The following is an 8,902-nucleotide window of genomic DNA, read 5'->3' as shown; positions in this document are numbered from 1 at the left end:
GGGGGGGGTCTCCGCACCGGGGGGGGGCGGGCCCCCCCCCCCCCCCCCCCACGGCCCCCGATCAACGCGACCCGGTCACCAGCGGGCCCTCCGGCCAACGCCGGACAGATCCTCAACGGCCCCCGATCAACGCGCCCGGTCACCAGCGGGCCCTCCGGCCAACGCCGGACAGATCCTCAACGGCCCCACGACCCGGTCACCAGCGGGCCGGCCGCCAGCGGTCGGTCGGGGGGCGCTCCCAGCGCCGGTCCACCGGTGGGTCGTCCGCCTCGGCGGTCGCCGCTCGGGTCAGGTGACGCAGCCGCAGCAGCAACCCCACCCCCAGGAAGAGCAGCAATCCGCCGAGCAGGAACGCGGCCTGCACCAGACCGAAACCGCCGGACTGCGCCACCGGACGACCAGCGCCGGCCGCGGGAGGGGCCGCGTCGATCGCTTCGTCGCCGACCGGCTCCTCCGCCGGGTCGCTCTCGGCCCCGGCCGGCTCGGTCGCCGGGTCGCTCGGCTCCGCCGGTGTCGCGGTCGGCTCCGCCGCCGCGCTCGGGGTGCCGCCCACTCCCACCACCGAGCGGGTGGCCGTCTGCCGGGCCAGCAGGCGCAGGTTCTCGTCGTACGCCTCCGCGGCGAGGGTGACCCGCCCGTCGGTGACGTCCTCCGCGAAGGCCAACCGGTAGCGGGCGGTGACCGTGCGGTTCGGGCAGAGAGTGCCGGGGTCGAGCTGCCGGTCGGTCAGCCGGGCCACGTCGCCCTCGGTCCGGATCTCCAGCGGGAAGTCGCCGGTCTCCTCCACCCGGTCCATCTTCACCTGGTCGAGTCGGATGCCCTGCACGCTGAGCACCATCGACCAGCGCACCTTCACGCATCCACCGCGCCGGTCCGTCCGGGAGACCACCGCGGAGACCGTACGCACCTGGTCGCCGGCCGTGAACCGAGCCGGCAACCCACTCAGCTCGGTGGTGAACGCCGCCTGCGCCGGAGCGGCGAGCACCAGCTCCACGCCACTCAGACAGGCCAGCACCACCCCGAGCCTCAGCGCGTACCGCCACACCGTCACCACCGCCGTCCTCCGTTCGGTCGTCCCCACCCCGCAACGCTAGGAGCGCGGCCTCGACCCGACCAGACGGGTGTGTTCGCACCGGGCGGCAAGCACGGGGCGGGTTATCACCGACGGTGGTGAACCGGTCACCGCTCCCCCGCGACACGCCGGACACCGGGTCGCTGGGACAATTCCCGGGTGTCCGAACTCTCCAGCACGTTCGTCCGGCTGCACGCCCGGCTCGCCCCGGTCGCCTTCGTCCCGGAGGTGCGGCTGCACCAGGCGGACGAGCCGATCGGGCTCTGGGAGCTGACCGAGGGTGAGTTCAGCAGTGACCGGCCCCCACCGTTCTGGGCCTTCGCCTGGGCCGGCGGCCAGGCCCTCGCGCGCTACGTGACCGACCATCCGGAGCTGGTCGCCGGCCGCCGGGTGCTCGACCTCGCCTCCGGCTCCGGGCTGGTGGCCATCGCCGCCGCCCGCGCCGGCGCGGCGTCGGTGCGGGCCGTCGAGGTGGACGAACTGGCGGTCGCGGCAGTCGCGCTCAACGCCGAGGCCAACGGAGTACGCGTCGACGCCGAGTTCGGCGACATCCTCGACGGCGACGCCGGTGACGCCGAGGTCGTGCTCGCGGGGGACGCCTTCTACAGCGAGGCGATGGCCCGCCGGATGCTGCGGTTCCTGCTCCGCGCCACCCGCGCCGGCGCCCTGGTGCTGGTCGGGGACCCCGGTCGGGCGTTCCTGCCCCGGGACCGCTTCGACGAGCTGGCCCACTACGACGTGCCGGTGCCGGAGGCACTGGAGAGCGTCCGGGTGAAGCGCACCACCGTCTGGCGCTTGCGGGCCGGCCTGCCGGGAGCCGCCGGCTAGCGTGTCGGCGTGCTGTTCCGGAGCTGGGAGTCCGCGGTCGGGGCACCGTGGCCTGACGTGGCCACGGTGGCCGACCACGTCGGCGTACGCCACCTGGTGGTCACCCGCCACGCGCTGGTCCGCGAGGTCCTCGCCGACCCGGTCACCTACCGGCCGGACAACGCGCTGGACGCGGTGACTCCGATGCCGGTGACGGCGCTGCGGGTGCTCGCCGGGCATCGGTTCCGGCTGCCGCCCACCCTGGCCAACAACTCCGGTGCCAGCCATCCGGCCATCCGGTCGATCGTCGCCGACGCGCTGCACCCCGCCCGGGTCGCCGCGCAGCGTCCCTGGCTCACCGCGCTGGTCCGGGACCGGGTCGCCCGGCTGACCGCGACGCTCGACGCCGGTGAACCGGTCGATCTCTACGCGGAACTCGCCGCCGACCTGCCACTGCTGGTGCTGGCCCGACTGGTCGAGCTGCCGGACGCGCCGGTCGGCGCGGTCAAGGAGTTCGCGCGGGCCGCACTGGAGCTGTTCTGGGCGCCGCTGGACGCCGACCGCCAGTTGGCGCTCGCCACTGAGGTGGGCCGGTTCCACGGCGTGCTGCGCGACTTCGCGGCCACCGGCGGCGGGTTGGCCGCCGAACTCCGCGCGGCCGGGCACACGCCGGACGTCGTGGTCGGTGCGCTCTTCTTCCTGCTCGTCGCCGGGCAGGAGACGACCTCACAGTTCCTCACCCTGCTCCTGCACCGGCTGGCCGGCGAACCCGCGGTGCGGGCCGGGCTCCGCACCGGCGAGGTCACGGTGGCCGACGTGGTGGAGGAGGGGCTGCGACTGGAACCGCCCATCGTCACCTGGCGCCGGGTGGCGGCGGCGGACAGCACGCTGGGCGGGACCGCGGTGCCGGCGGGCACCAGCCTCGTACTCTGGCTGGCCCGCTCCGGCCGGGACCCGGCAGTCGTCGAATCGCCGGACGAGTTCCGCCCCGGCCAGCGGGGATCGCGCCGGCACCTGGCGTTCGGGGCGGGCGCGCACCGCTGCGTCGGCGACGTGCTGGCCCGGATGGAGGCGGCCGTTGTGGTGGCCGAGGCCGCGCCGCTGCTCGACGCAACGACCGTGGTCCGCGCGCCGTGGTGTCCCGACAATCTCACCTTCCGGATGCCCGACGCCTTCATCGTCCGTCGCCGGGAGGACAGGATCACCACACCGAGCTGACCGGCTCCTGACATCAACTCGGTAGGTTTCCGGGCGTGTCAGCCACCCCCGCCCGTCGGATCCGTGTCGTCGTCCCACTTCTGGCCCTGCTGGCGCTGAGTCCCTGCGCAGCCAGCCCCGGCCAGACATTCCACGCCCGGCAGATCACCGCGACCCAGCCCAGCCCGTCCGCCCTGCCCCCGACACCGTCGACCTCGCCGTCGCCGACGCAGAAGCCCGTACCCGGGAGCCTGGCCTGGTACCTGTCGCAGGTGCCGGTCTTTCCCGCGGCGCCACCACCGCAACCGGTGCCGCTGCCCACGAACGGTCCGGCCCCGTTCTGGCACCGGCTGCCGACCGAGCAGAAGGTCGCCTTCATCACCATCGACGACGGCGCGCTGGCCCGTCCGCCCGCGGTGATCGACTTCATCCGCGAGGCCCACATCCCGGTCACCATGTTCCTCAACTCGCCGGCGGCGGCGGAACACACCGACTACTTCCGGCAGATCGAGGCGGCGGGTGGGGTCGTCGAGAATCACACCAGCAGGCACGCGTCACTGCCCGGCAGGTCGTACGACTTCCAGAAGCAGGAGATCTGCGGGGCGGCGGACACGTTGGAGACGCTGTTCGGCAAGCGCCCGACACTGTTCCGCCCACCGTTCGGCGATCGTGACGCCACCACTCTGAGGGCCGCGCACGACTGCGGCATGAAGGCCGTCTTCCACTGGACCGAGACCGTGCACAAGGGGGTCGTTCGCTACCAGACCCCGGAGAAGGTGGTGCGGCCCGGCGACGTCCTGCTGATGCACTTCCGGCCGGCGCTCATGGACGACCTTCTCGCGGCGCTGAAGGCCATCCACCGGGCCGGGCTCACACCGGCGCTGCTGGAAGACTACGTACGGTGACCGAACCGCCCTCGGCTTGACGAAAGTCAGGGTCGGGTGGTGCCGTTCGGGCGCAGTGGGGCGGCGGTCCGCACGCCTAGCGTCAACGCATGATCACATTACGTGGGTTGACGAAACGGTTCGGGTCGGCCACCGCGGTCGACGCGCTGACCGTCGACGTCGCACCCGGCCGGGTCACCGGCTTCCTCGGCCCGAACGGCGCCGGCAAGTCCACCACCATGCGGATGATCCTCGGCCTGGACCGCCCCACCGCCGGGCAGGCGTTGATCGGCGGACGGGCGTACCGGGAGCTGCGGCGGCCCCTGCACGAGGTGGGCGCCCTGCTCGACGCCCGAGCCATCCACCCCGCCCGCGCCGGCCGGGCGCACCTGCTGGCCATGGCCCGCAGCAACGGCATCCCGGCGCGCCGGGTGGACGAGGTGCTCGACACCGTCGGGCTGGACGGGCGCGCCGCCGCCAAGCCGGGCCGGACCCTCTCCCTCGGGATGGGCCAGCGGCTCGGCATCGCCGGCGCACTCCTCGGCGACCCGCCGGTGCTGATGTTCGACGAGCCGGTCAACGGCCTCGACCCGGACGGGGTGCGCTGGGTGCGGCAGCTGATGCGCTCGCTGGCCGACCAGGGTCGGACCGTCTTCGTCTCCAGTCACCTGATGAGCGAGATGCAGCTCACCGCCAACCGACTCGTGGTGATCGGCCGGGGACGGCTGCTCGCCGACGCGCCGATCGACGACGTGATCGCGGGCAGCGCCGTCGCCGTCCGGGTCCGCAGTCCACACCCCGACGGGCTGGCCACCCTCGCCGCCCGCCTCACCGCCACCGGCGCCACCGTCGAGCCGGCCGGGCCCGACGAGCTGACCGTCAGCGGCAGCACCGTGGACCGGATCGGTGACCTGGCGTACGAGCTGGGGGTGCGGTTGCACGAGCTGAGCCCGCACGGCGCGTCGCTGGAGCAGGCGTTCATGGAACTGACCGCCGACAGCGTCGAGTACGCCGGCGGCCCGACCGTAAGCGAGGCACGATGAGCACGATCACCATCCCGGACACCCGCCCCGCCCCGGCCGACTTCCGCGGCGCGGTGGCCGCCGAGCGGACCAAGCTGTTCTCGGTGCGGACCACCTGGTGGACGGCGCTGGCCGGGCTGGTGCTGATGGCCGCGAGCGCCGCACAGCTCGCCATCTACGCGGCCAACGACAACACCAACGACGACCCGCTCGACGACCGGGGCATCGTCACCGTCAGCACCGTGCTGATCGACTCGGTCGAGCTGACCCAGTACGCGGTGCTGGCGCTGGGCCTGCTGGCGATCACCGCCGAGTTCACCAGCGGCACCATCCGGACCACCCTGCAGTGCACCCCGTCCCGTGGTCGGGTGCTGCTGGCCAAGGCCGTGGTCACCGGCGCGGTCACCTTCGCCCTCGGGCTGCTGCTCGGCGGTATCGGTGCACTGGCCGCCCGGCCGCTGCTGGGCGAATGGGGCAGCGCACCGGCCGCCGGCACGATCGGCGACATCGTGGCCGTGGCGACGTACCTGGCGCTGGTGGGCGTCCTCGCGCTCGGCCTCGGCGCGGCGCTGCGCAGCGCGGTGCTCACCCTCACCGTGCTCTTCGCCACCCTGATGATCGTGCCGCTGTCGCTCCAGGAACCGGACATCACCGTGCTGAACCGGATCGCCGACGTCTTCCCGGGCGTGGCCGGCGCGCACTTCATGGCCGGCGACACCGAGCCGTACCCGGCCGTGATCGGGCTGCTGCTGCTCGCCGGATGGGCCGGCGCGGCGCTGCTGCTGGGCCGGGCCGCGCTGCGCCGCCGCGACGCCTGAGCGCTGAGCGGGGGCTCCCGGGCCCCCGCTCAGCCGTCGACCAGCCCCGCCTCGTACGCGATGATCGCGGCCTGCACCCGGTTACGGACATCCAGCCGGGTGAAGATGCTGGTCAGGTAGCTCTTCACGGTGCCCTCCACCAGGTGCAGCCGGCGGGCGATCTCCGCGTTGGACAGCCCCGCCCCAACCAGGGCCAGCACCTCCCGCTCCCGCTCGGTCAGCCCCGCCGTCCGGTCCCGCGCGGCGGGCCGGCGGGCCAACCGCCCGGCGCCCAGCTCGATCACCCGGCGGGCCACCCGAGGCGACAGGTACGCCCCGCCCTCGGCGACCGCGTGCACCCCGGCGATCAGCTCGCGCGGGTCGCCGGCCTTGAGCAGGAACCCACTGGCACCGTGCCCGAGCGCCCGGGCCACGTGGTCGTCCTCACCGAAGGTGGTCAACATGAGCGTGGCCGTGTCCGGCGCCACCCGGCGGATCTCGGCGGCGGCGGCCAACCCGTCCAGGCGCGGCATCCGGATGTCCAGCAGCGCCACCCGGGGCCGGTGCGCGCGCACCAGCTCCACGGCCGTCCGCCCGTCGCCGGCCTCGGCAACCACCTCGATGCCCGGGTCGGCGGCGAGGATGGCGCGGACGCCGGCCCGGATCATCGCCTCGTCGTCGGCGAGGACCACCCGAACCGGCGTGGCCGCGAAGGTATCCGTGGTCATCCTGCGATCCGCTCCTTGCTGACCAGCCGGCCATCGGTGAAACAGAGCCGCCAGGTCGGCTCGGCGAGGGGGAAGTTGCCGTCGGTGTAGAACTCGCAACCGACCTTCTCCGCGCCCGTTGGCGGGGTGAGCGCCCGACGGGGCAGATCGGCCAGATCGGAGCGCGCCGTGCCGGGCCGCATCCCGTCGAACGCCGACTCGTCCAGCACCGTGCCGGCCGTGGCGAACGAGTAGTAGACCAGCGACAGGGCCAGCGCGAGCCCCGCCGGGGCGGCGAGCGCGGTCAACAGGCTGCGGCGTACCCGGAGGCGGGCCTCGCGCAGCCGACGCGCGGCGTCGACCGGCCGCTCCACCCCGTCGACCGCACCACCGCCGGTCACCACACCGGGCTCGGCAACCACGGCCGACCACGGCTCGGCGGGAACGACGTCCGCCGCGTCGGCGGACAGCGGCAGCCGGGCCCGTACCGCGAAACCACCGTCCGGGTGCGGACCGGTGTCCAGGACGCCGCCGGCCAGCCGGACGCGCTCGGCGAGGGCGAGCAGACCGCTGCCGGAGGACGGCGGGCTGGGCAGCGGGCCGGCCGGTGGCGGCCCGTTCCGCACCCGCACCTCGATCCCGTCCCCGAAGGGGGCGAGGGTGACGGTGACCGGGGCGCCCGGGGCGTACCGGGCCGCGTTGGTGAGCGCCTCCCGGACCACCCCGTGCGCGGCTGGCCCGGTCATCCCGGGCAGCTCCACGGCACCGGGCGGCGCGTCCAGCCGCACCGCCATCCCGGCCTCCCGAGCCCCGTCCACCAGGTCGGTGACGGTCTCGCCGGCCGGTCGGAGCCCCGCCGGGCCGCCCTCCTCCCGGAGCACCCCGATGATGCCGTGCAGCCGTTCCGTGGCGGCGGCGACGCTGGTCCGCAGCTCCCCCACCGCCGCACGGTGCCCGGGATCGAGGTCGTGGGCGAGCTCCAGCGCGGCGGCGCGCAGCGCGATCAGGCTGAGGTCGTGACCGAGCGAGTCGTGCATCTCCTCGGCGATCCGGGCGCGCTCACGCAACCGGATCCGCTCGGCGGCGCCGCGCTGCTCGCGCGCCAGCGCCTCGGCGTGCCGGCCGCCCGCGTCGGCCAGCTCCTGCTGCTGCCGGCGGTACCGGCCGACCAGCCACGGAAACACCCCGGCGAACAGCAGCACCGACGCGAGCAGGAGCCAGGTGCCCGCCCCGGTGCCGAGCAAACCCAGGTTCAGCGTCGTGCCACCGACCGCGATCACGCCGAACAGCACGGCCGCCGGGGCCGCCCCGGCGCTGCGCCGCCCGGTCAGGTAACTGAACACCGGGATGGCGAACACGAAGTTGCCGTCGACCAGTGACCCGAGCACCACCAGCAGCAGCCCGACCAGCGGCCGACGCCGTCCCAGTGCCACCGCCACGGCCAGCACCGTCAGCCCAGCCAGCAGCAACTCCAGGTTGTGCCGCGAGTGCGGCGGGGTCAGCCTCGCGTACCCGATCGGGGCGGCGAGCACCGCCCAGAGCAGCGCATCCGCCAGACCCTGTCGCCGCACCACCCCCGACGCCCCGTCCGCCAGCCACCTCGCGATCCTCACGGCGGCCACGCTACCCACGCTCGACCTGGGCGGACACTGACGAAAGTGAGGTGTTCAGCCGCTCTCCTCGGCCCAGGCACGCCAGTCGTCGAGCACGCCGTGCAGCGACGGCGTCAGCCAGCCCGGAGCGGAGCGCCGGAACACCCCCGGGTCCATCGCGCCGGCACCGGCGGGCACCGCGCCGAGCAGGTTCGGCACCAGGTCGGTGAGGTTCGTCCAGTGCACCAGCTCCGGCGTGTTCGGCCAGGCGCCGATCACCACGCCGGCGGGCACCGCCCGGCGGTCCAGCGCCTCCAGGGTCAGCGCGGTGTGGTTGAGGGTGCCCAGCCCGGCACGGGCGACCACCACGGCGGGCGCCCCGAGCGACACCGCCAGGTCGGCCATCGTCCACGGCTCACCGGACGGGCGCAGCCCCATCGGCACCAGCAGTCCGCCCGCCCCCTCGACCAGCACCAGGTCGTGCTTGTCGGTCTCGGCACGGACAGCGTCCACGGCGGTGTACAGCTCCAGCGGCGGCAGCTCGGCGACCCGGGCGGCGGCCAGCGGCGCGAGCGGGTCCGGATAGCTGGCCAGGGTGCGACCGGTGAGCGGCGCCGCCAGCCGGTTGACCGCGTCCACGTCGCCGGGCTCACCGCCGGCCGTACCGGTCTGACCCGGTTTGACCACGGCCACCCGCAGCCCGGCGGCCTGCGCGGCGGCGGTGATCGCCGCGGTCACCACCGTCTTGCCGACACCGGTATCGGTACCGGTGACCAGCACCACCCCCTGCCACGCGCTCACAGTGCCAACTCGGTTCGCGACTG

Annotated in this window: 9 protein-coding genes; 5 read left to right on the top strand and 4 right to left on the bottom strand. The window is 74.5% G+C overall.

Going from position 1 to position 8,902, the window contains the following annotated elements; translation table 11 throughout:
* Positions 1 to 196: 196 nt before the first annotated feature.
* The gene (locus ACWD5O_RS21530) at positions 197 to 1,081 is read right to left on the bottom strand and encodes a hypothetical protein (RefSeq protein ID WP_354963035.1); all 885 of its coding nucleotides are present in this window, start codon (positions 1,079 to 1,081) and stop codon (positions 197 to 199) included.
* 150 nt (positions 1,082 to 1,231) lie between these two features.
* Between ACWD5O_RS21530 and ACWD5O_RS21525 the strand changes: the two genes are divergently transcribed.
* The 5 genes from ACWD5O_RS21525 to ACWD5O_RS21505 all read left to right on the top strand — a co-directional run bounded on the left by ACWD5O_RS21525 (position 1,232) and on the right by ACWD5O_RS21505 (position 5,800).
* On the top strand, positions 1,232 to 1,900 hold the full coding sequence (locus ACWD5O_RS21525; RefSeq protein WP_354963036.1) for a class I SAM-dependent methyltransferase: 669 nt from the start codon (positions 1,232 to 1,234) through the stop codon (positions 1,898 to 1,900).
* Between the two features lie 9 nt (positions 1,901 to 1,909).
* Positions 1,910 to 3,097: a cytochrome P450 gene (locus tag ACWD5O_RS21520; protein WP_450086321.1), complete on the top strand. Its 1,188-nt coding sequence runs from the start codon at positions 1,910 to 1,912 to the stop codon at positions 3,095 to 3,097.
* 35 nt (positions 3,098 to 3,132) lie between these two features.
* Positions 3,133 to 3,981, top strand: a complete 849-nt coding sequence (locus tag ACWD5O_RS21515) for a polysaccharide deacetylase family protein (RefSeq protein ID WP_450086320.1) — start codon at positions 3,133 to 3,135, stop codon at positions 3,979 to 3,981.
* Between the two features lie 89 nt (positions 3,982 to 4,070).
* Complete coding sequence (locus tag ACWD5O_RS21510; RefSeq protein ID WP_450086319.1) at positions 4,071 to 5,003, top strand: ATP-binding cassette domain-containing protein; 933 nt, start codon at positions 4,071 to 4,073, stop codon at positions 5,001 to 5,003.
* Entirely contained in the window at positions 5,000 to 5,800 is an 801-nt protein-coding gene (locus tag ACWD5O_RS21505) for an ABC transporter permease subunit (protein WP_450086318.1), read from the top strand. Before ACWD5O_RS21510 ends, ACWD5O_RS21505 begins: the two co-directional genes overlap by 4 nt.
* Positions 5,801 to 5,829: 29 nt before the next feature.
* Here ACWD5O_RS21505 and ACWD5O_RS21500 read toward each other — a convergent pair whose 3' ends face one another.
* The 3 genes from ACWD5O_RS21500 to bioD are packed head-to-tail and all read right to left on the bottom strand — an operon-like array spanning position 5,830 to position 8,858.
* On the bottom strand, positions 5,830 to 6,507 hold the full coding sequence (locus tag ACWD5O_RS21500) for a response regulator transcription factor (protein WP_354963041.1): 678 nt from the start codon (positions 6,505 to 6,507) through the stop codon (positions 5,830 to 5,832).
* Positions 6,504 to 8,099, bottom strand: coding sequence for a sensor histidine kinase (locus ACWD5O_RS21495; protein WP_450086317.1), 1,596 nt, complete (start codon positions 8,097 to 8,099; stop codon positions 6,504 to 6,506). The genes ACWD5O_RS21500 and ACWD5O_RS21495 overlap by 4 nt, the downstream gene beginning before the upstream one ends.
* Positions 8,100 to 8,153: 54 nt before the next feature.
* Positions 8,154 to 8,858, bottom strand: a complete 705-nt coding sequence (bioD, locus tag ACWD5O_RS21490; RefSeq protein WP_450086326.1) for a dethiobiotin synthase — start codon at positions 8,856 to 8,858, stop codon at positions 8,154 to 8,156.
* Positions 8,859 to 8,902: the final 44 nt, after the last annotated feature.

Source organism: Micromonospora sp. NPDC005161, assembly GCF_053599855.1.
Note: the sequence above shows the minus strand (reverse complement) of the source record. Positions and strands in the feature narration are given on the sequence as shown.

Coding starts and splice junctions, on each gene's coding strand:
- ACWD5O_RS21510 (WP_450086319.1), top strand. CDS start 4,071: ATGATCACATTACGTGGGTTGACGAAACGGTTCGGGTCGGCCACCGCG.
- ACWD5O_RS21505 (WP_450086318.1), top strand. CDS start 5,000: ATGAGCACGATCACCATCCCGGACACCCGCCCCGCCCCGGCCGACTTC.
- ACWD5O_RS21500 (WP_354963041.1), bottom strand. CDS start 6,507: ATGACCACGGATACCTTCGCGGCCACGCCGGTTCGGGTGGTCCTCGCC.